The organism is Blautia acetigignens (assembly GCF_025566865.1).
GTDB lineage: Bacteria > Bacillota > Clostridia > Lachnospirales > Lachnospiraceae > Blautia_A > Blautia_A acetigignens.
In genome coordinates this window covers 44068-65889 of record NZ_JAOQJM010000009.1, presented here as the reverse complement: position 1 = coordinate 65889, position 21822 = coordinate 44068, and the positions used below count along the sequence as shown (strand labels likewise).

Sequence of the window (21822 nt, the reverse complement as noted above, 5' to 3'; positions counted from 1 at the left end):
GTTTCATATGCGCTGCGATCCTGTTTTTTATGCCCAAATATCTATTCATGTCACAAATTGGCGAATAAACAAGGTTGTAATTGGATTCCTGAAAGGAGTATAATCTTTAAAGGTTATAATGAAAAAATAATTTGATTTTTGTAGAAGGGGTAGGTATTGAAATATGTTAAATATTTTATTTCGCGAAGACGAAAGAGAAATAAGGTAAGAACCAGTCATGGAAACAGTAATCTTTCCAAGTATGCAAAGAAAGGAATTACTTTGATTGGAGATGGTGCTGCAATAGGACCTTATATGTATGATTTAATGCTGAGCAAAGCGGAGCTGTTTTTACCGGAATGTTTTGAATGGCTGTTATTACATTCACCTGTATTTGCGGAAAACAAAGAGGTGCAGGAGCAGCTTGCTCATACATCACAAGCTTGCCGATCTTTCCCAGTATTTCACAGAAGATGAGCTGTCTAAATATGTAGATTCCTACATTCAGGAAGGCTACTTTAACCAGGATGGATCCCTGTATCTTTTCCCTGTGGCCAAATCCACTGAGATCACTATGCTCAACAAGACCGACTGGGAGCCCTTTGCAGAGGCTGCTGGAACTACTGTAGATGAGCTTGCCACCACAGAGGGAATTGTCCAGGTGGCGCAGCGGTATTATGAGTGGACGGACGCGCAGACCCCGGATGTCCCGGCCGATGGAAAAGCCTTTTACGGCAGAGACTCTATGTCAAATTATTTTCTTATCAGCATGAAGCAGATGGGTAAGGAACTGTTTGAAGTAAAAGACGGCAAAGTAACCCTTAACACAGACAAGGAATTGGTTCGCCGTATCTGGGATAATTATTACGTGCCGTTTATGAAAGGCTATTTTGCTTCCTTGGGAAAATTCCGTTCAGATGATGTGAAAACAGGAGATGTTATCGCTTATACTGGTTCTACTTCATCTGCAGTGTACTTCCCGGATTCTGTAGAAACAGAAGACAGCAGCTATCCAATTTTTCCAGAAAACCTGTTTTTATACTCCTGGAAATTTTGCAAATGGTTACAGTACCTGTAAAATTCTGGATTATTCTCTGTCTGACAAAGCAAAAGCTGATAAAGCAGTTCTGGAAGAAGCTGTTGCAGGCGGTCAGAGTAAAGAAGAGGCACTGGCGCAGTATCTCACCGATGAGAATTTCGAGAGCTGGTATGAGGAATTCTGCAATAGTTTAAATGCAGCAGCAAACTCATAACCATGAGATGTGATGGAAAGGCGGTGAGACGGACTGTGAAGCGGAATCCGTACAAGCATGGAGGACACGGTGATTGGCCTGGACAGCCACACTGTAGAGAACCGCAAGGTAGTCCTGGAAAATGACATGATCGAGCAGTGGAGCAGCGTAAATAAAGAAAGTGACGGGCTTTATGCTGCACTGGCCAGGCTCCTGGATGAACATGAGATGGATATTCAGGGATTTCTGGGTTCTGACGATGTGCAGGAGGAATATCTGGAAGCTGTTTTCTATGATATGGTAGAGGTTTTGCAGTACAATTCCACTTCAGGAATCTTCCTGGTGCTGGGAAATGATAAATCCACGGAGGAAGAATGCGAATACAATGGTTTCTGGGTGCGGGATTCTGACCCAATGACCAAAACGGCTTCTTACGCAGATCTGCAGATGGAGCGCGGAAGCAAGAAGCTTTCCCAGAGTATGTCCATTTCACTGGACACTCCGTGGCGTACAGATTTTCGGTTCCAGGGAAATGGAAACCGAAGTGCAGATGACTTTTTCTATCAGCCGTACGTGACTGCAGGGGATTATGTGGATGCTAATATTAACATGGCAAATCTGGGATACTGGTCCAAGCCATTTATTCTGGAAGACGAACGCCTGAAAGAAATGACTCTTTCTTCCATTGCACTGAACCTGTTTGACAGGGAAGGAAATACTTCGGTAGTGCTGGATATCCTGGCGTTGAAACTGCAGCAGCTTCTTCTGACCGGGGAAACAATGGAAAACGAGCCGCTGATCCATCCTTTTGCCAATGGGAACCAGGATCTTGTATTCCATATGGCAGACAATGGACAGTACTCTGGAAGTATTGTATTTCGCCAGATTGACACGGCTGTCCTTGAGAAAAAAGAGGAACGCAAGTGTCTGGAAGAGATCAGCGCCATTATCCAGAACCGCATAAATCTGGAGCGTCACGACCTTTCTGCAAAAGCCAAATTGGATTTCCTTGCCCGTATGTCACACGAGATCCGAACGCCAATGAATGGAATCATCGGTATGACGGAGATTGCCCTGAAGGAAGGTCAGACTGAGGCACAGAGAATGGATTGCCTGAAAAAAATCCAGCACTCTTCCGCATATCTTCTTGGCCTAATCAACGACATTCTGGATATGTCCAAAATTGAAAGCGGAAAGATGCGTCTGGTGGAGGAAAAATGCAACCTTCTGGAACTGGTTCAGGGGCTGCAGCCGCTGCTGGAATCCAAGATCAAAGAGAAGCAGCTTCAGCTTTAACATCAGGCTGCGCCCGGTAAGCCCGGATGAGAGAAAGGAAGCTGTGCCGGAAAAGGCCCTTCTTTTCCCGGGAAAACGGATTCTGGTAGCAGAGGACAATGATCTGAATATGGAGATCATCTGCACCATTCTGGAAGAGTACCAGATTATCACCGAGCAGGCTGCCAACGGCAAGGAGGCTGTTCAGTGCATGGAACATTCAGAATCTGGGCGAGCTGTTGGGGCGTTTCCTGATATCCGTTGTAAGCCCAGGAGAAATAAACATTATACAGAGCACCTGCAAAGGCGGACAGCCGGTAATACTGGCTGGCATCCTGGCAGGTGCTTTTCCATTTCCAGATAATGTATCTGGTAAGGTATTCCAGGAAAATATTGCCGAAGCCGCAGTGGATAAGACCGTCAAAAAAGTCCCGGTACTGGTACCAATATTCGAAGCAGTGGATCATGTGGGCGCGGTCATAGTAGATTCCCTGCAGATTCTGCTTGCGGTCCTCTTCCTGATATTTCTGCAGAATGTCTTTCAAATGGGAAGAAAACACTTCCTCTTTGGTGGAGAAATTCCGGTAAAACGCCATTCGGGAAACGCCTGCCAGCTGGGTAAGCTCCGTTATGGTAATGGTGGACAGCGGCTTTTCTTTAATCAGGGTGAGAAGGGCATTTACGATTTTCTCACGGGTCTGCTGGTTGGGTGTGTTTTTTGAAGATTTCTGTTTTTCCATGGTGAAGCTCCTGTTAAAAATAACTCTGTAGTACGGATGCAAAAAGCAGCTTGTGTTACAAAGAGTAACGTTTTTAATAAGGGTTAGTATAACGTGAATTTGCGGGTGAGGCAAGGAGATTTTTGCGTGTTCTGGAGCAGTGGGAACTAAAAAATGTACATCTTGCGCAATAAAATGACAGTTTATGATAACCCCGTCTTTTTCAGGCGGGGTTGTGCTATAGTAAACTCAGAAAAATGGAGTGAAACAGAAACAACAGAAAGGGAGATTTTACAGGAAATGAAGTATCAGAATATTATAGAGAACATGACCCTGAAAGAAAAAGCCGCGTTCCTTAGCGGAAAAAGCGAGTGGCAGACAAGGGAATTTCCAAGACTGGACATTCCGGCAATCTTCTGTTCAGACGGACCAAACGGTGTGCGTAAGCAGGCTGGCGCAGGAGACCACCTGGGAATCAACCCGTCCGTTCCGGCAACCTGTTTTCCAACAGCAGCAACCATGGCAAACAGCTGGGATGAAGAACTGGAGCAGAAGGTAGGAGTTGCACTTGGAGAAGAGTCCATGGAAGAGGAAGTAAACGTTCTTCTCGGACCGGGACTGAACATTAAAAGAAATCCTCTTTGCGGACGTAATTTCGAGTATTTTTCCGAGGATCCTTATCTTTCCGGAAAAATGGCGGCAGCATTTATCCGCGGCGTACAGAGCACTGGTGCAGCAGCGTGTGCAAAGCATTTCGCAGTAAACAGCCAGGAGCTTCGCCGTATGGCTATGAATGCGGTTGTAGATGAGCGAACACTTCGTGAGATTTACCTTACAGGCTTTGAAATTGCCATTAAAGAGGGCAATGCCAAAACCGTAATGAGCAGCTACAACGAGGTAAATGGCGTTTATGCCAACGAGAATGAGCATCTTCTGAAGGATATTCTCCGTGACGAGTGGGGGTTTGACGGCTCTGTTATCACAGACTGGGGCGCGTCCAACGATCATTCCCTTGGTGTGAAAAACGGTTCCACTCTGGAAATGCCTACCCCAGGTCTTGACGCAGCAAGAGAGCTGATTGCAAGCGTAGAGAGCGGAAAGATCAGCGAGAAGGATATTGACGAGCGTGTAGATGAGCTTCTTGATCTGGTACTTACTACAACAGAGAATGCAAAGCATTACAAAAAAGCGGCAGACAAAAAGGCATTGCATGAAGAGCATCATAAGCTGGCACGCCGGGCATGTGAGGAAAGTGCTGTTCTTCTGAAAAATGAAGGCGGAATCCTTCCAGTTGGGGAGAAGGTTCAGGCAGCCGTGATCGGTGATTTCGCATTCGAGCCAAGATACCAGGGTGCCGGTTCCTCCATGGTAAACTCCACAAAAGTGGATTCCATTAAGGACATGCTGGAGTCCTGCGGAATTTCCGTAACCGGAATCGTTCACGGATATCAGCGTGACGGCAAGGAAGACGAAGCCATGAAAAAAGAGGCTGTGGATCTTGCACGCCGTTCCGATGTGGTCCTGTTCTTCTTCGGACTGAATGAGAAGAGCGAGACAGAAGGTCTTGACCGTAAGCACCTTCGCATTCCTCAGAACCAGATTAACCTGATCCAGGAGCTTGCAAAAGCAAACGCCAACATGATCGGTATTATCAGTGCTGGCTCTGTCATTGAAATGCCATGGCATCACCATTTCAAGGCGCTGCTTCACACAGCACTGATGGGACAGGCTGGTGCAGGCGCGGTTCTGGACATTCTTTCCGGTAAGATCAATCCGTCCGGAAAGCTGGCAGAAACCTATATCAAGAAATATGAAGATACTCCTTCCTACAATTATTATCCGTCTCAGGAGCGCAATTCTGAGTACAGAGAGGGAATCTATGTAGGATACCGTTATTTTGACACTGCAGGAGTTCCGGTAAATTATCCATTTGGATATGGACTTTCCTATACTACCTTCGAGTATGAAAATCTGCAGGTAAAACCGGATGGCGTTACCTTTACTATCCGCAACACTGGAAAATACGACGGTGCAGAAATCGCACAGCTTTATGTAGGACTTCCGGGAGCAAAGGTTTTCCGTCCGGTAAAAGAGCTGAAGGGCTTCACAAAAGTGTTCTTAAAGACTGGCGAAGAGAAGACCGTTACCATTAAATTCGATGACAAAACATTCCGCTACTGGAATATGAAAACAAACAAATGGGAAGTGGAAGGCGGCGTTTACAGCATTATGATCGGTGCAAGCTGCGCAGATATCCGTCTTCAGGATACACTTGCTATTATCGGAACCACTGAGATAATGCCATATTATACCAATCGCGTTGCTTCTTATATGGACGGAAAAATCCAGAAGGTTGGAAACGAAGAATTCGAGACCATTCTGGGACATTCCATTCCAGACGGAAGCTGGAGCGGAGAGCTTGGCATGAACGATGCCCTCTGCCAGATGTATTATGCAAAGAGCGGAATTGCCCGTTTCATCTGCAAGAAGCTGGGCGAAAAACTGAAGAAGAGCGAAGCTGCCGGAGTTCCGGATCTGAATACTCTGTTCCAGTACAACATGCCTTTCCGTGCCATCGCGAAGATGACAGGCGGCATGGTTTCCATGGAAATGGTGGAAGGTCTTGTAAGAGTAGTAAACGGCCACTTCAGCGGACTTGGAAAAGTGATCAGCGGATTTTTCAGAAACCAGAAGCTGAACAAGCAGTATGAGAAAGACCTGGAAGAGCAGAAATAAGAAATCATACAGACAGAAAAATAAAGAATAAGGAGTATTATCATGGGAAAAATCAAACAGTTAATCGCAGACCATCCGAATATCTGGGAGTTCATTAAATTCAACGTATTATCAAACTGCGCAACCATCACAAACTTTATCATTATGTGGCTGTGCACAGGCTTTATCTTCAAAAGCTTTGCAAACACACCATTTAAATTCCTGGTGTTCAACTACGCAGACAACATTGAGTCCAACCTTGGATTATGCGGATTCTTAAGCTTTTTGGTTGCGACTGCAGCAGCACAGACCGTAAACTTTTTCGTACAGAAGAACCTGGTTTTCAAATCTAATGCAGCGTTTGAAAAAGCAGTTCCGAAATACATTATACTTGCTGTTGTGCTAGTACTTGTTTCCGCAGCACTTCCGGCTTACAGCCAGAGCTTTTTCATTAACATCGGAATTTCCGAAGCACTTGCACCAACTCTTGCAAACGTGCTGAACATTCTGGTTCAGGTAGTTCTCAGCTACCCAACCATGAAATTCTGGATCATGCCAAACAAGTAAAAATTGGTTGCTATTCTTGCCCGATATAGTGACAGGCCAAAACCCGGATTGCCTTGCAGTCCGGGTTTTTAAATGGTAAGATAAAACAGGATTTAACAAATTAAACACATTTTTCCCACAAAGAGAACACAAATTGTCTCTATACTGTGAACTATCAAATGAAAGAGGTAATTGTTCAGTACCTTCACAATTACCGCTCCGCGATGCACAGAAATCATGCAAAGCATGATTTCGCGCCGCAATTCTCGGGTTTTCTGTGAACTACGTTCACAAAAAACACCTCGCGGAATAGTAACTGCAGAATAGTTACTGAAAGAAAACATAACAGAGTTTCTAAAGGAGGCTTTTATCATGAAGAATAGAAATGAAGAATTAAAGAGAAAACTGAAAAAGGCAGCAAGCATTAGTCTTTGCGCAGTACTGGCAGGTGGTCTTGCAGCAGGAACATATACAGGAGTGAACTATCTGACAGGTTATGAGCAGAGCGTACAGGCAGCTAGCAAGGAGCAGGTTACATTACTGAAATCCGACAAGGAATCAGATGATTCCGATTCCAAGGAAGAAAGTACAGCAAAGGGAAGCCTGGATGTATCTGATATTGTAGAAGAGACAATGCCAAGCATTGTTTCCATTACAACTAAATCTGTAGAAGAGGTTCAGAGCTACTATGGAATGTTTGGTCAGTACGGTGCTTATTCTCCTGAGCAGAGAGAGGTTCAGGGAAGCGGTTCCGGTATCATCATTGGTAAGAATGATACAGAGCTTCTGATTGCGACCAACTACCATGTAGTAGATGGTGCAGAGACATTATCCGTTGGTTTCTGCGACAGTACAGCATGCGAAGCTAAGGTAAAAGGTTATGACAGCGAGAAAGACCTTGCAGTTGTTGCAGTTTCCCTGGACGATATTGACAGCGACACAATGGATGCAATTTCCATCGCAACAATTGGTAATTCAGATAACCTGAAGGTTGGTGAGCAGGTTGTTGCAATCGGTAATGCCCTTGGTTATGGCCAGTCCGTAACAACCGGTATTGTAAGTGCTAAAAACCGTCAGCTGAATTCTGATGATACGGTTGGTGATTATGACAGCGACAGCAATTCCGCTACCAATCTGATCCAGACAGATGCAGCAATCAATCCTGGCAACAGCGGCGGTGCTCTTCTGAACATGAACGGTGAGGTTGTTGGTATCAACTCTGCAAAGCTTGCTTCCACAGAGGTTGAGGGTATTGGTTATGCAATCGCAATTTCTGATGTAACAGATACTATTGAGAGTCTGATGAATGAGGAGACCAGAGATAAGGTTGAGGATCACGGTGTTCTTGGAATCATAGTTCAGACTGTTGACAGTGCGGTAACGGAAGCTTACGGTGTTCCGGAAGGCGTGCTGGTAAGAGAGGTTACTGAGGGCGGTGCAGCAGATGATGCTGGTATCGAAGCAAGATCCATCATTACCAAGTTCGCAGGCAAGACCGTAACTACCAAAGAACAGCTGGTTGATTTCCTTTCCTACTACGAGCCAGGCGAGGATGTTGAGCTTACCATTGAAGTTCCAGACGGAAAAGAATACAAAGAAGAGACTGTTACCGTAACTCTTGGCAAGAGCGAGGATACACAGAATGCAGACTCCAAGGATTCCCAGAATCAGGATGGTGCAACCGATGAGGACGGAAATCTCTTAGAAGACTGGCAGAACAATGAAGGCGGTGCCGGACTTCAGTATGGCGAAGGCTGGAACTAAAGAACAAAAATAAAATACAGTTTGAATTTGGAATTCAAGACTGATTCCGGGTTTGGATTTGAAACTGCAGAGACTCATCTATAACAGGTGGGTCTCTTTTTTTGCGCCTTTTGCGCTCAAAGAATCCATTGCACATCCTGACGTAAAACGGTATAATTATTGAATCACGTAATGTAGAAAAGTGTAGAAAAGAGTCGATTTGATGAACAAAGAAATTTCTCTGGTTTTTGATATAGATGACACGCTGTACAGCCAGATGGAACCGTTGCTTACGGCGTGTGAATTTAGTCTTGGAAGAGCGCTGCCGGATCCGGAGCTGTTTTACCGGATCTTTGGGAAAAGAAGCGCGGAAATGTTTCTGTTCAGCGAGAGCGGACAGGTTTCTATCCACGAGTCCAGGCTGTACAGAATTGAGAACACCATGAAGGATATGGGTATCCCTTTTACCCGGGAACAGGCGGAAGTTTTTCAGGCAAGATATAAAGAAAATCAGTCTCATCTTCATGTGTCCGATATCCTTGCGGGAATGTTAGATACATGCCAGGAAGCCGGCGTGAAAATGGGGGTGATCACCAACGGCCCTTTTGCCCACCAGGTGCAGAAGTTTCATACATTGGGACTGGACAAATGGTTTACAGAGGATCAGCTGATCGTATCCGCTGGCGTAGGCGTAGCTAAGCCTGATGTGCAGATTTTCCGGATAGCAGAAGAGAAGTGGGGAATGAATCCTGCCAATACCTATATGGTGGGAGACTCTCTGGAGAATGATATTACGGGGGCCAAAAATGCCGGCTGGAAAACCATCTGGATGAATCACCACAGATATACAGTATCACCTGGTATGGCAGAACCGGATTACATCGCATATACAGAAGAAGAACTAAGAAAATTAGTAGAAAAATTAATCTGAATTCTATTTTTGCGTGTATGTTAGGCGAACTAAAGATAGACAAATAACGTTTGGTTGATTATAATAAACATATTAGTAAATTAGATGATGCCATCTGATTTGCAGCTGGCGCTGACCGTATAGCCCGGTAGTGACTGTGGCTGTGCGGTCATTTTTTTGCATCACAGGCTTCACGATGAAGAGGAAGATAAAATATGGATTCAGATTACAAAATTACAATGGAACAGGCAGAAACAGAAATGGCCTGTTATCGCAAGGTTTTCGATGATGTGTGGCTTTACGACGAAGCGGCCGTAGACGCATTGAAAAAAGAGGATGATTGTGGAGAGGAACAGCATCCCACGCACCAGTGCATGGGACATGTGGCCGTGGATGCTTTTTACAAAAAAGAAGAGTTATCCAAGCTGGAGTTCATCGGTGATGATATTTACCAGATCATGGCGAAATATCTGGAGATTGACGGCAAGCCATATGTGATGGAACTGCTCAAATCCATGGATAAGAATTACCTGGTTGCACAGGGCGACCGTGACCGCCTGATCCGCAGTCTTTCCGGCTACAATGAACGGCTGTACAGTGATGTGCTGACCAAGGTTTATAACAGACGCTATTTCGAAGAAGAACTGAAGAACCAGAAGGGTCCTGCCGGAATTGCAATGATCGATCTGGACGACTTCAAGCTGCATAATGATACATATGGACACAAGGCAGGCGATATGGCCCTTGCCACAGTAACCCAGGTGATCTCCAGATACATTCGTAAGACCGATATTCTGGTTCGTTACGGCGGGGATGAATTTCTTCTGATCATTCCCAATGTGAAAGAGGCAGAGTTTACCCACAGACTGCAGGAGATTCTGGACAGGATCCATGCAGCTACCATACCGGGATATGCCAGAATCCAGCTCTCTGTAAGCATTGGAGGTACCATTGCCAGTGCGGATGAGACCATTGAAAGTGTTGTGGGAAGAGCGGACCGCTTTATGTATCAGGCGAAGACACATAAGAACCTGGTAGTGACAGAGACGAATGAAATAAGAAATCAGGATGAGGACGGTACAGAGGTTGACCGTAATGAGCTGAAGCAGCAGATTCTGATCGTAGATGATTCTGAATTGAACCGTGAAATACTAGCGGAAATCCTGCACCCTGATTTTAAGACTATGGAGGCCTGCAGCGGGGAGGAGTGTCTGTCAATGCTGCGGCAGTATGGCGCAGGAATCTCGCTGGTATTGCTGGACATTGTTATGCCTGGTATGGACGGTTTCGCAGTTCTGGATGAAATGAACCGAAATCACTGGCTGGAAGATATTCCGGTCATTATGATCTCCAGTGAAGAGACAGAATCATATATACGCCGTGCTTACGAAATGGGAGTCTCTGACTATATCAGCCGTCCATTTGATTCCAAGGTTGTTTATCGGCGTGTATATAATACCATTAAATTATACGTAAAACAGAGGTACCTAATCACACTTGTAACGGATCAAATTCGGGAAAAAGAAAAAAATAGTCAGATTCTGGTAGATATTCTCAGCCATATCGTAGAATTTCGTAATGGAGAGAGCGGACTTCACGTTCAGCACATCAAGACGCTCACCGGACTTTTACTGGAGAGACTTGTGCAGAAGACGGATAAATACCATCTGCAGTGGTCGGATCAGTACATGATCACAGTGGCATCTGCCCTTCATGATATCGGCAAGGTGGGAATCGACGAGAAGATCCTGAACAAACCGGGCAGACTGACCAAAGAAGAGTTTGAGGAGATGAAGAAGCATACTCTGATCGGAGCCTCCATGCTGAAGAGCCTTGGCGTATACCAGGACGAGGAGCTTGTGAAGGTTGCTTATCAGATCTGCAGATGGCATCATGAGCGCTACGATGGAAAAGGCTATCCGGATGGACTGAAGGGCGAAGAGATCCCCATTTCCGCCCAGGTAGTTTCTGTAGCGGACGTATATGACGCACTGACAAGCGAGCGTGTATACAAGAAAGCCTTTACCCATGAGAATGCAATGGAGATGATCCTTGCCGGAGAATGCGGAACCTTCAACCCGCTTCTTCTGGAGTGTCTGAAGGATATTGCAGGAAATATTCCGGTAGAGATGGCGAAAGCCGCTGAGCAGCCCACCTATTCCCAGGGAAGCCATGCAGGGAAGCTGCTTGAGAGCATATAAAAAAATACGGGATTTTGAATAAAGGGAGGTACGCTCTGCTTTATGAAAAAGAAAATTCTTACATTAGCGGCAGTGGTAACACTGCCGTTTATTCTTCTGGTAATGTATCTGCTTGCTTCCATGGCAAGCTACAGCAACACATATTCGGAGATTGTAAGCAACATGACAGTTGCCAACAATTATAACCTGAATTTCAAAGAGGAAATGGATGAAAGCCTTTATAAACTGGTAGTTGGCTATGTGACGCTGGATAACATTGAGTCGGACAAAAGCCTGAAGAATCCATATGTCCTGATCGAGGAACTGCGCAGTGAGTTTACCAGACTTACGGCAATCACTACAGAATCAGAAAGTAAGCTGTGGCTGGAGAGTCTTTTGCGAAACATCAATGCTCTGGAAAAAAGAGTGGATGATATTGTGGACAGCATCGATGCCGGAGGCCGGTACAGTGAGAATATCGAGATGCTGGATAACAATATCTATATTCTTACAGAGCTGATCCAGGATGACATCCAGTATTACATTTACTATCAGACCCGGTACATGGAAAAGGTTACAGACACCCTGCAAAAACAGATTGGACGCTTTATGGTGGTGTGCAGCATTCTGATCGCGGTGCTGATTGCAGTAGTGGCTGTCAGTGCGGTGATGATCGTTTCCGGAATCCTTCAGCCCATCCGGCAGTTGAATTCCGTGACGGAGAAAATTGCCCAGGGAGATTTCAATGCCAGGGCACAGGTGAATTCTGACGATGAAGTTGCGGAACTTGCGGTGAGCTTTAATAAGATGGCGGGAAATATGCAGTCCCTGATCGACAAGGTGAAGGAAGATGAGCGCAAAATGCGAAAGGCAGACCTGCGCCTCCTCCAAGAGCAGATCCAGCCGCATTTCCTTTACAACACACTCGACACCATTGTGTGGCTGATCGAATCCAATGAGCCAGACGAAGCAGTGACAATGGTTGTTACCTTGTCGGACTTTTTCCGTGAGATTCTCAGCAAAGGCAAGGAGTTTATTTCCATTAAGGAAGAGGAGAAGCACATCAGCAGCTATCTGCAGATCCAGGAAATGCGTTACCGGGATATTCTGGAATATGACATTCAGCTGGATCAGGTAATTTATAAATATCAGATCCTGAAGCTGACACTTCAGCCGGTAGTGGAGAATGCGCTTTATCATGGAATCAAATATAAGCGTGCCAAGGGATGCATTCACATTCACGGGGAAAAAGAGGGGGATATTATCCGCCTGACTGTCCGGGATGACGGCGTGGGTATGGATGAGGAAGAACTTGCGCAGCTTCGCCAGCAGATCGAGAAGCCTTGTCAGGAGACGGAGAAGGGCTTTGGGCTGGCAAATGTAAATGAGCGTATCCATATGTATTTCGGTTATGAGTACGGCATGAAGATTGAGTCTGAAAAGGGCAAAGGAACTACGGTGGAGATTGTGATTCCTGCTATTCTGGAAGCCCCGGCAGAGAATGCCGCAAATGTACAGCCACAGCAGGAGGGGGCACGCTTATGAGACAGTTTATAAAGAAAAACATCTGGGCTGTGGCGCCGGTTGTATTTGTGCTGGTAGCGCTGGTTCTTCTTGGAAGCCCTTTTGGAAGCGGCAATGTGCAGGAAACTCCTGCAGAGGATGACAACTTAATCGTAGTGGGCGTTTCCCAGGTAGGAAGTGAATCCGTGTGGAGAACCGCACACACCCAGTCTGTTCAGGATGCTTTTACCAGAGCCAATGGCTATCTGCTGATTTTTGACAATGCCAGACAGAAACAGGCCAACCAGATCAAGGCAATCCGAAGCTTTATCTCCCAGCAGGTGGACTACATTGTGCTTTCGCCCATTGAGGAAACCGGTTGGGACACTGTGCTTCAGGAGGCGAAGGATGCAGGGATTCCGGTGATCCTTATGGACCGTACTGTGGAGGTAGCGGATGATTCCCTCTATACCACATGGGTAGGCTCTGACTTTATCCGGGAAGGACAGGATGCGGGATACTGGCTGGAGGATTACCTGAAAGAACAGGGAAGAGATGAGGATGAAATAAACATTGTGGTTTTGCAGGGAACCAAAGGGGCAACTGCTACCATTGGAAGAACCAGAGGGTTCAATGAGACTGCAAAGATCCAGCATAACTGGAATATTCTGGAACAGGTAGACGGAGAATTTACCACAGCCAAAGGCAAAGAAGAGATGGCAAGGCTTCTGGAGAAATATGAGGATATTGATGTGGTGGTGTCCCAGAATGATGACATGACGTTCGGAGCCCTGGAGGCTATTCATGCTGCTGGCAAAACAACTGGCGTAAACGGCGATATCACAGTGATTTCCTTTGACGCGGTAGATGCTGGAGTGGAACTGGTAAGAAACGGTGAAATCAACATTGACGTCCAGTGTAATCCGGACCAGGGAAAATATGTGGAACAGGTTATAAAGGATATGGAAGCAGGTAAAGAAGTAGAAAAAGCGTATTATGTTCCGGAACGGGTATATACGCAGGAGAATGCAGGGGAGGATGAAGATGCTGCTGAAGGTATTTCTGGTTGAAGATGAGACTGTGATCCGGGAAGGTCTGCGTGACAGGATTCCCTGGGATCAGTTTGGATATCGCTTTGTGGGGGAAGCTGCTGACGGAGAGATGGCGCTGCCTCTAATCCGAAAAACAAGGCCGGATGTGCTGATTACAGACATTAAGATGCCTTTTATGGATGGGATTTCTTTAAGCAAAATTGTAAGCAAGGAATTTCCGCGGATGAAGATCATCATTGTCAGCGGATACGATGATTTCGAATACGCAAGACAGGCGATAGAGGTAGGAGTGGATCAGTATCTGCTGAAGCCGGTAACCAGGATGAAACTGAAAACCGTTCTTCTTGAATTGAAGGATAAGATCGAACAAGACCAGGAACAGGAGGATTACCGCACCCAGTTTCAGAATGAGATCCAGGAGTACGAGCAGTTTTCCAGACGCCGTTTTATGGAGAAAATTTTGGAAGGGGAACTTTCCGTTAAGGAGATTTACGACGAGGCAGACCGCCAGTCCATTGAGATTACCGCAGCAGGGTACAATCTTCTATTCTTATATCTTCAGGAGAAAAATAAGGACAAGATGGAAGGCTTCCTGAAAAAACAGGACGAAGTGCTTCACTATTTTCTGCGCTATCCGCAGTATCTGCTTTTCCGCTGGAATGTAAACAGCTATGGCGTTCTGGTGAAAGGAGAAATGTCCCAACTGGAAGAGCTGACCGGGAACTGTGTGGAATATATGGAAAGAACCTGCGGAGACCAGGATCAGCTGGAGTGGTATGTGGCTGTGGGAAAACCAGTCGAAAGGCTGAGTCTGCTTTCCCAGTGCTATCAGAGTGTGAACCACTATTTTGCATACCGCTTTATGGTGCCAGGGCTGCATGTTCTTACGGAAAAGACTTTGGAGAATTATGTAAACTCACAGGGAGAGAACCGGCTGGATGGAGTAGATTCTTCTCAGCTGAATCCGGAAGTCATAAAGGATTTCCTTACCAAGGGAACCAGCTGCGAAATCCAGGATTTTGTCCAGGGGTATTTAAGCGGTATGAGCAAGGCTCTGGAATCCAGAATGTTCCGGGATTACGTAGTGCTTCACATTCGTTTTACGACTATCATGTATCTGGAATCTCTTGGCGTTGCCAAGGAAGAATATGTGGGCCGGATTGATGAGAAATATGAGGAAACATGCCTGAAAGCTTCCCAGGTGGCGGAGTATTGTACGGATATGCTTCAGGCAGCAGTGGACATCCGGGATGAGAGAAGTGAATCCCAGGGGACCAGTGCCATGAGAAAGGTCCTGGATTACATTGATGAGAACTGCTGCAGGGAGAGCATTTCCCTGAACGAGGTTGCGTCAGCTGTAAATATGAGTGCCAATTATTTCAGTGCTATTTTCAGTCAGAAGATGCAGAAGACGTTTGTGGAATATCTGACTGGAAAAAGAATGGAGCGGGCGAAGAAGCTCCTGCGCGAAACGGATAAGTCATCCGGGGAGATTGCGCAGGAGGTGGGCTATAAGGATCCTCATTATTTCAGCTATGTGTTTAAGAAAAATATGGGCTGCAGTCCAAGGGAATACAGAAGCAAGGGCAGCGCATAATCGTTTTTATTTGGGCGGCAGCAGCTGCAATGGGACTTCCTGTGAAGAGACAGGGAGTCCTTTTAATTTGTCTGCAATCATCCGGGCAGCCATCTGGGCGGGCTCATGGGTTGGACTGGTCAAAGTGGCGGCGCGCAAAAGCCCGGAAGCGGTGAGATAACTGGTATTGAAGGCCGACAATGCCAGTTGGGAGATGCTGCCAGAGGGCTGTGTTTCCATAAATGGAGCAGAGGAAGAGAGGGAAAGCTTTTCCCACAACAGCCAGGCAATAAAGTCATCTTCGCAGACGATTGCAGTACAGTCAGCAGTGAGTTTTTCCAGGAATTTCTGCAGAAAACGGATATCCCGATTCTGCCTGAAATCATCCAGATCTTCTGTGGTAAACCATCCAAGGTTTCGGTCCGGAACCAAGAGCCCCTGATTTTCCATGGCGTTCAGAAAGCCCTGGCAGTGCTGATGTCCCCGCAGGTCATCCATCTGGAAAATGCCTGCAATGCAGGTATGGCCTTTGGCAGCCAGATCCTGTACCAGCAGGCTGGCTCCGTAATCCGGATTGCCGGAAAGAACCGGAACCTGTGAAAGGCCAGGGTAGGCACAGCCCAGGAAAAAGACGGCAGTTCCCTTTTGAAGAAGCATCTGATAAAGCTCGGTGTTGAGAGTGGGCAGCGCGCTTTTTACAGGTTCTGCAAGAATGGCACGAAGAGGATTTTTCAGGAGAAACTGGAGAATCTGCCGTTCCTGATCCTGATGACCGTAGGTGGGGAAAACTTTGCAGGTATAGCCGTAGGCTGCCAGGGCTGTGCGAAGGTTATTTACAAAAGCGGGGTATTGGTACTGCTGTTCATCTGGGATTAGGACACCGATCACGTTGCGGGATTCCTGGTCGGAAAGTCCGGTAATATAGGAGCCGCTGCCCTTTATCCGGCGGATTTCCTGAGATTCCTTCAGGACTGCCAGTGCAGCCCGCACGGTCTGGCGGCTGACCCGATAGCGGGCGCATAATTCCTGTTCTGCGGGCAGCCTGTTCCTTCCATTTTGAATATATTCCTGAATCAAGTCCCGCAGCTGTTCGGTGAGCCATTTATATTTGATTGCCATAGGTTCCTCCTGAATAGATGTGCCGTTTTTCCGGCAGCGTTCTTATAAATGAAAAAATTATTTACTGTGTTAAAAAAATCTCATAATTTTTCCTACCGTAAAAAATTATAAATAGAAAATTTCCTGGTTTTTTACCAAAGAAAATCTTACTTTCTTTTCGGGAAGTTAAACTTTTTTATACGTTGTTGGACAGTTTGCCGCAGTGAAAAACGGGGAAAAAAGAGGAATATTTCTGGGATATCTTAAGAAAACAAACGTTTTTCCTATATAATCCGTAAAAAATTCCACCTTTTGCAGGTTAGGAATCATTATAATACAAATCTGTATTTGTTTCACTACTAAAATAACAAAATCTGTATTGGATGAACTGACGAAACTGCCAAAAACACGGAAAGTAATATTGAATTTTATGTTGATTTCAGCTAAATTATAGACATCAAGAAAAACGTAAAACCTTTAAAAAGAAAGAGAGGAACAAACACTATGAAAAAGAAATTAGCAGTTATGGCACTCGCAGCAGCAACACTCAGCATGATGGCTATGCCAGTATATGCAGATGATCTGGTAACAGTTGGATATGCACAGGTTGGACATGAGTCAGACTGGCGTACAGCAAACACCCAGAACTATCAGGATGTTTTCTCAGAAGATGCTGGATACAGCCTTGACCTTGTAGACTGCGACAATGACAATGCTGCACAGCTTGAAGCTGTTCGTACTTTCATCAGTAAAGATATGGATTATATCGTAATTGCTCCGATCCAGTCCGCTGGCTGGGACACCGTTCTTCAGGAAGCACAGGATGCCGGAATCCCGGTAATCATTGCAGACCGTGAAATCGAAGCAAGCGATGACTTATATGACGCATGGGTTGGAACAAACACCACAAACGAAGGTATCACAGCAGGAAACTGGCTGGCTGAGTATCTTGGCGATGCAGACGCTAACATCCTTGTAATCGAAGGTTCCGTAGGAGCTTCCGCAACACTTGGACGTACAGATGGATTCAATCAGGTAGCTGGCGAGCATGACAACTGGACAATCCTTGATTCCCAGTCCGGTGACTTCACACAGGCTGGCGGCCAGGAAGTTATGGAGTCCTTCATCAAATCCTACGAGGGACAGTTCAACGTAGTTATCTGCCAGAATGATAACGAAGCATACGGCGCAATGGATGCAATGGATGCAGCAGGTATCACCTATGGTGTAGACGGAGATGTAACTCTTATTTCCTTCGATGCAACACATGACGGACTTCAGTACACATTAGACGGAAAGATCAACTGTGACGTTGAGTGTAACCCAATCCAGGCTGAGACCGTTAAGGGCGTTATCGAGAAAATGCAGGCTGGCGAAGACTATGAGAAGACAACACTTGTTGAGGATCAGGCATTCGTAGCACCTGGAATCGAGAGCGAATATGCAACAACTATGACTCAGGAAGTTCTGGACGGACGTGCTTACTAATTAGAAAAGTGTGAACTTACAGGGGGAGGAAAGTCCCAGGGCGGATTTTTCCTCCCCCTTATCATTGAACAGGACTGTGGCGCAGTCCTGCTGGCAAATGAGGAGAATGAAAAAATGTTGCTCGTAACGGGAAGGGAGGAATCGCGTTGGAGGCAGGAGTAGTATTGAAAATGCAGGGAATCTGCATGACATTCCCAGGTGTAAAAGCACTGGAAGGCGTGGACCTTACATTGAAAAAAGGTGAAATCCGTGCGCTGATGGGAGAGAATGGCGCGGGTAAATCCACACTGATCAAATGCCTGACTGGCGTAAATAAATTTGAAGCCGGAGAAATCTATCTGGAAGGATTTGATCATCCCATTGTAAATAAAGATACCATGGATGCCCAGAAAAAGGGTATCTCCACTGTATATCAGGAAGTAAACCTCTGTCCGAATCTTTCAGTGGCAGAGAACCTGTACATAGGCCGTGAGCCTTTAACAAAGCTTGGCACGGTCAACCGAAAGGCCATGAACCGTCAGGCAGCAGCACTGATGAAGCAGCTGGAGCTTGACATTGATGTAACACGTAATCTTGAAGAATATTCACTGGCATTGCAGCAGATGATCGCAATTGCCCGTGCTGTAGATATGGATTGTAAAGTGCTGATCCTGGATGAGCCCACTTCTTCACTGGATGACCGTGAAGTAGAAAAGCTTTTTACCATGATGCGCAGACTGAAGGAAAAGGGTGTTGGAATCATATTCGTTACCCATTTCCTGGAGCAGGTATATGCGGTATGTGACGGAATCACAGTTCTTCGAAATGGTAAGCTGGTAGGAGAATATGACATTGCAGACCTGCCGAGAGTAAAGCTGGTAGCAGCTATGATGGGAAAAGATTTCGATGATCTGGCATCCATCAAACCGGAGACTACTGGAGATAAGAGAAAAGAGCCGATGGTTATTGAAGCCCGCGGATTAAGCCACGCTGGTACCATCAAACCGTTTGATCTTGATATTCACAAAGGAGAGGTTATCGGACTGACCGGACTTCTTGGAAGCGGACGAAGCGAGCTGGCCCGTGCCATTTACGGAGCTGACCGTGCACAGACCGGAACCCTGAAGGTAAAAGGCCAGGAAGTAAAAGTAAAGAATCCAATTGATGCTATGCATCTTGGAATGGGACTTCTCCCTGATGACCGTAAAGCAGAAGGCATTATTGCAGACCTTTCTGTAAGAGAAAATATCATTCTTGCCGTACAGGCAAAACAGGGCATTTTGAAAAAGATTCCTATGGCAAAGCAGTGTGAGATCGCAGACAAGTATATTGATCTTCTCCAGATCAAATGTGCAAGCCGTGAGACTCTGATCAAGCAGCTTTCCGGTGGAAACCAGCAGAAGGTTATCCTGGCAAGATGGCTTGCCACAAATCCAGATTTCCTGATTCTGGATGAGCCTACACGAGGTATTGATATCGGTACCAAAACAGAGATCCAGAAGCTGGTTCTGAAGCTGGCAGATGAAGGTAAGAGCCTGATCTTCATTTCTTCTGAGATTGAGGAAATGCTTCGTACCTGCAACCGTATGGCGGTTCTTCGAGACGGCCAGAAGGTTGGAGAGATTGATGAGCAGGATATGAACCAGATGAACGTAATGAAAGCAATTGCAGGAGGTGACAAGTGATGAGCAGCATAAAAAAATTAACGCAGAAACGCCTGTTCCTTCCGATTTTCAGTATGATCCTGGTTATGCTGATCAACGTAGTATATGATATTGCAACAGGCAGTGCACCCCTTGGATTCTTTATGATTTCCATTAAAAACGGTGTGCTTTACGGACGTCTCATTGACATCCTGAACCGTGGAAGTGAAATTGCAATTCTGGCAATCGGTATGACTTTGGTTGTATCAGCTTCCGGCGGTACTGATATTTCCGTTGGTTCTGTTATGAGTCTTTACGCAGGTGTCTGCTGTATGATCCTTGCAGGATATGGAAATGTAAATGTTCAGCAGTATGCACATCCGCTGCTGGTTGGTATCGGGGCAGGTCTTCTGGTAACTTTGATCTGCGGTATGTTCAACGGCTTCCTGGTTGCGTATATGAATATCCAGCCTATGGTTGCCACACTGATCCTATGGTCGGCAGGCCGTGCGGTAGGACTTCTTCTTTGCAACAGCCAGATCGTTTATGTACGTGTACCATCTTTCCAGAAGCTCGGCGGTTACTGCGGAATTATCCCCACACCGATTATTGTTGCTGCAGTTTGTGTGGCAATTGCATCTATTGTACTTCGGTACACTGCACTTGGAACTTATATCCAGAGTGTTGGTATTAACAAAAAAGCTTCCCGTATCGCAGGCTTTAATTCCTCAAAGATCATCCTGATGTGCTATGCGATCTGCGGTCTTTGTGCAGGCCTTGCAGGTATGGTTGCAACCTCCAGAATTTATTCCGCTGATACCAATAACATCGGTCTGAACATGGAGCTGGATGCTATCCTTTCCGTAGCACTTGGCGGAAACAGCCTTGGCGGCGGTAAATTTTCCCTGGCAGGTTCCATTATCGGAGCTTACACCATTCAGGCGATTACCACAACCCTGTATGCACTTGGTGTTTCCTCTGCACAGGCGCCGGTATTTAAGGCAATCGTTGTTATTATCATCGTAGTTATTCAGGCTGAGCCAGCCAAAGCATTCTTTAAAAAGCTGACAAAGAAATCCGGAAAGGAGGCAGCTCGGGCATGAAAAAGAAAAAGATAAACAGCAATAACCTGTTGCTGCTGATTACCATTGTTTTATTCTTTGTAATGTATGCTGCAGGATGTATCGTATATGCGGACAAAGGTTTTACTCGCTTCCAGACATTCCTGAATATCCTGATCAATAACGCTGGTCTGATCTGTATTACAGCAGGTATGACATGCGTTATGCTTACCGGCGGAATTGATATTTCCGTAGGTTCTGTAGTTGCTATGGACTGTATGATCCTTGCGGTTGGTATTGAGCAGTGGGGCTGGACCAGTCCGGTGCTGATGCTTTTCATCCTTGCAATTGGTATCGTGTTCGGTGTTGTCCAGGGCTTCTGTATTTCCTATCTGGAAATTCAGCCGTTTATTGTAACTATGGCTGGTATGTTCTTTGCGCGAGGCATGACAGCTGTGATCTGTAAAGAGCAGGTAAGTATTGTTTCCGACAAGATTTTTACCACACTTTCCAGTTACAAGATTTCCCTTCCTTTTGGGGGATATCTGAACAAGAAAGGAATTATGCAGTATCCTTATCTTCGTGTAACGGTTGTGGTAGCGCTGATCGTAGTACTTGCTATTTATCTGATGCTGAAATATACACGTTTCGGACGCAGCATTTACGCAGTGGGCGGAAACCAGCAGTCAGCAACTTTGATGGGACTTGATGTTAAGAAAACTCAGATGAAAGCTTACATACTTTCCAGCTTCCTTACCTCTATCGGCGGTATCTGCTATTGCCTGAACACAATGGCTGGTACAACCACACAGGCAACCGGACTGGAAATGGATGCCATTTCCTCCGCAGTTATCGGCGGTACCCTTCTTACCGGTGGTGTGGGAAATGTGCTTGGATCTCTGTTCGGAGTATTGATCAACGGTACTATTTCTACATTGGTTAAGACCAATGGTAAGCTGATCAGCTCCTGGTCAAACATTGTAACAGCGATTCTGCTTTGCTTCTTTATTGTGCTTCAGAGTGTGTTTGCACTGGTGAAGGAGAGAAAGAGTAAATAAGGATTAGAAGTGCGGCATGAGGCTGCATGGAAAATAAAAGAACTGCTGGACATCCCGGAATTTAA

At 45.9% G+C, this 21822-nt stretch carries 16 protein-coding genes; 14 read left to right on the top strand and 2 right to left on the bottom strand.

Annotated features, from left to right (window positions below; genetic code table 11):
* Positions 1 to 403 precede the first annotated feature (403 nt).
* Both OCV70_RS11855 and OCV70_RS11850 read left to right on the top strand, forming a co-directional pair.
* Positions 404 to 1057 carry a type 2 periplasmic-binding domain-containing protein gene (locus OCV70_RS11855; RefSeq protein WP_021925262.1) on the top strand — a complete coding sequence of 218 codons (654 nt, stop codon included), beginning with the start codon at positions 404 to 406 and terminating at the stop codon, positions 1055 to 1057.
* Positions 1058 to 1301: 244 nt separating this feature from the next.
* The gene (locus OCV70_RS11850) at positions 1302 to 2507 is read left to right on the top strand and encodes a sensor histidine kinase (protein ID WP_021925261.1); all 1206 of its coding nucleotides are present in this window, start codon (positions 1302 to 1304) and stop codon (positions 2505 to 2507) included.
* 149 nt (positions 2508 to 2656) lie between these two features.
* On the opposite strand, the gene OCV70_RS11845 is transcribed toward OCV70_RS11850, so the two are convergent.
* Positions 2657 to 3226 (bottom strand): TetR/AcrR family transcriptional regulator, encoded by a 570-nt coding sequence (locus OCV70_RS11845; RefSeq protein WP_021925260.1) that lies wholly within the window; start codon positions 3224 to 3226, stop codon positions 2657 to 2659.
* Positions 3227 to 3379: 153 nt separating this feature from the next.
* On the opposite strand from OCV70_RS11845, the gene OCV70_RS11840 reads away from it, so the two are divergent.
* The 8 genes from OCV70_RS11840 (at position 3380) to OCV70_RS11805 (ending at position 15451) form a co-directional block, all read left to right on the top strand.
* Complete coding sequence (locus tag OCV70_RS11840) at positions 3380 to 5941, top strand: glycoside hydrolase family 3 C-terminal domain-containing protein (protein WP_330385726.1); 2562 nt, start codon at positions 3380 to 3382, stop codon at positions 5939 to 5941.
* Between the two features lie 42 nt (positions 5942 to 5983).
* On the top strand, positions 5984 to 6487 hold the full coding sequence (locus tag OCV70_RS11835; RefSeq protein ID WP_021925258.1) for a GtrA family protein: 504 nt from the start codon (positions 5984 to 5986) through the stop codon (positions 6485 to 6487).
* Positions 6488 to 6838: 351 nt separating this feature from the next.
* A complete protein-coding gene (locus OCV70_RS11830; protein ID WP_262579715.1) occupies positions 6839 to 8230 on the top strand; it encodes a S1C family serine protease in 1392 nt (463 codons plus the stop codon).
* Between the two features lie 202 nt (positions 8231 to 8432).
* On the top strand, positions 8433 to 9140 hold the full coding sequence (locus tag OCV70_RS11825; RefSeq protein ID WP_021925256.1) for an HAD family hydrolase: 708 nt from the start codon (positions 8433 to 8435) through the stop codon (positions 9138 to 9140).
* Between the two features lie 194 nt (positions 9141 to 9334).
* Positions 9335 to 11320, top strand: a complete 1986-nt coding sequence (locus OCV70_RS11820) for a diguanylate cyclase domain-containing protein (protein ID WP_173767081.1) — start codon at positions 9335 to 9337, stop codon at positions 11318 to 11320.
* A gap of 42 nt (positions 11321 to 11362) precedes the next feature.
* Positions 11363 to 12844, top strand: coding sequence for a sensor histidine kinase (locus OCV70_RS11815; RefSeq protein ID WP_173767083.1), 1482 nt, complete (start codon positions 11363 to 11365; stop codon positions 12842 to 12844).
* A complete protein-coding gene (locus OCV70_RS11810) occupies positions 12841 to 13872 on the top strand; it encodes an ABC transporter substrate-binding protein (RefSeq protein WP_021925252.1) in 1032 nt (343 codons plus the stop codon). Before OCV70_RS11815 ends, OCV70_RS11810 begins: the two co-directional genes overlap by 4 nt.
* Complete coding sequence (locus OCV70_RS11805) at positions 13847 to 15451, top strand: response regulator (protein ID WP_243000116.1); 1605 nt, start codon at positions 13847 to 13849, stop codon at positions 15449 to 15451. The genes OCV70_RS11810 and OCV70_RS11805 overlap by 26 nt, the downstream gene beginning before the upstream one ends.
* A gap of 6 nt (positions 15452 to 15457) precedes the next feature.
* On the opposite strand, the gene OCV70_RS11800 is transcribed toward OCV70_RS11805, so the two are convergent.
* Positions 15458 to 16549: a GntR family transcriptional regulator gene (locus OCV70_RS11800; RefSeq protein WP_173767085.1), complete on the bottom strand. Its 1092-nt coding sequence runs from the start codon at positions 16547 to 16549 to the stop codon at positions 15458 to 15460.
* Between the two features lie 483 nt (positions 16550 to 17032).
* On the opposite strand from OCV70_RS11800, the gene OCV70_RS11795 reads away from it, so the two are divergent.
* The 4 genes from OCV70_RS11795 (at position 17033) to OCV70_RS11780 (ending at position 21757) form a co-directional block, all read left to right on the top strand.
* On the top strand, positions 17033 to 18016 hold the full coding sequence (locus OCV70_RS11795) for an ABC transporter substrate-binding protein (protein ID WP_173767087.1): 984 nt from the start codon (positions 17033 to 17035) through the stop codon (positions 18014 to 18016).
* A gap of 146 nt (positions 18017 to 18162) precedes the next feature.
* Positions 18163 to 19680, top strand: coding sequence for a sugar ABC transporter ATP-binding protein (locus OCV70_RS11790; protein WP_021925084.1), 1518 nt, complete (start codon positions 18163 to 18165; stop codon positions 19678 to 19680).
* Positions 19680 to 20741 (top strand): ABC transporter permease, encoded by a 1062-nt coding sequence (locus OCV70_RS11785; protein WP_021925083.1) that lies wholly within the window; start codon positions 19680 to 19682, stop codon positions 20739 to 20741. Before OCV70_RS11790 ends, OCV70_RS11785 begins: the two co-directional genes overlap by 1 nt.
* On the top strand, positions 20738 to 21757 hold the full coding sequence (locus tag OCV70_RS11780; RefSeq protein ID WP_021925082.1) for an ABC transporter permease subunit: 1020 nt from the start codon (positions 20738 to 20740) through the stop codon (positions 21755 to 21757). Before OCV70_RS11785 ends, OCV70_RS11780 begins: the two co-directional genes overlap by 4 nt.
* Positions 21758 to 21822: the final 65 nt, after the last annotated feature.

Bases quoted from the DNA above. Each gene is read 5' to 3' on its own strand.
- OCV70_RS11845 (WP_021925260.1), bottom strand. From the start codon at position 3,226: ATGGAAAAACAGAAATCTTCAAAAAACACACCCAACCAGCAGACCCGT.
- OCV70_RS11840 (WP_330385726.1), top strand. From the start codon at position 3,380: ATGTACATCTTGCGCAATAAAATGACAGTTTATGATAACCCCGTCTTT.
- OCV70_RS11835 (WP_021925258.1), top strand. From the start codon at position 5,984: ATGGGAAAAATCAAACAGTTAATCGCAGACCATCCGAATATCTGGGAG.
- OCV70_RS11830 (WP_262579715.1), top strand. From the start codon at position 6,839: ATGAAGAATAGAAATGAAGAATTAAAGAGAAAACTGAAAAAGGCAGCA.
- OCV70_RS11825 (WP_021925256.1), top strand. From the start codon at position 8,433: ATGAACAAAGAAATTTCTCTGGTTTTTGATATAGATGACACGCTGTAC.
- OCV70_RS11820 (WP_173767081.1), top strand. From the start codon at position 9,335: ATGGATTCAGATTACAAAATTACAATGGAACAGGCAGAAACAGAAATG.
- OCV70_RS11815 (WP_173767083.1), top strand. From the start codon at position 11,363: ATGAAAAAGAAAATTCTTACATTAGCGGCAGTGGTAACACTGCCGTTT.
- OCV70_RS11810 (WP_021925252.1), top strand. From the start codon at position 12,841: ATGAGACAGTTTATAAAGAAAAACATCTGGGCTGTGGCGCCGGTTGTA.
- OCV70_RS11805 (WP_243000116.1), top strand. From the start codon at position 13,847: ATGCTGCTGAAGGTATTTCTGGTTGAAGATGAGACTGTGATCCGGGAA.
- OCV70_RS11800 (WP_173767085.1), bottom strand. From the start codon at position 16,549: ATGGCAATCAAATATAAATGGCTCACCGAACAGCTGCGGGACTTGATT.
- OCV70_RS11795 (WP_173767087.1), top strand. From the start codon at position 17,033: ATGAAAAAGAAATTAGCAGTTATGGCACTCGCAGCAGCAACACTCAGC.
- OCV70_RS11785 (WP_021925083.1), top strand. From the start codon at position 19,680: ATGAGCAGCATAAAAAAATTAACGCAGAAACGCCTGTTCCTTCCGATT.
- OCV70_RS11780 (WP_021925082.1), top strand. From the start codon at position 20,738: ATGAAAAAGAAAAAGATAAACAGCAATAACCTGTTGCTGCTGATTACC.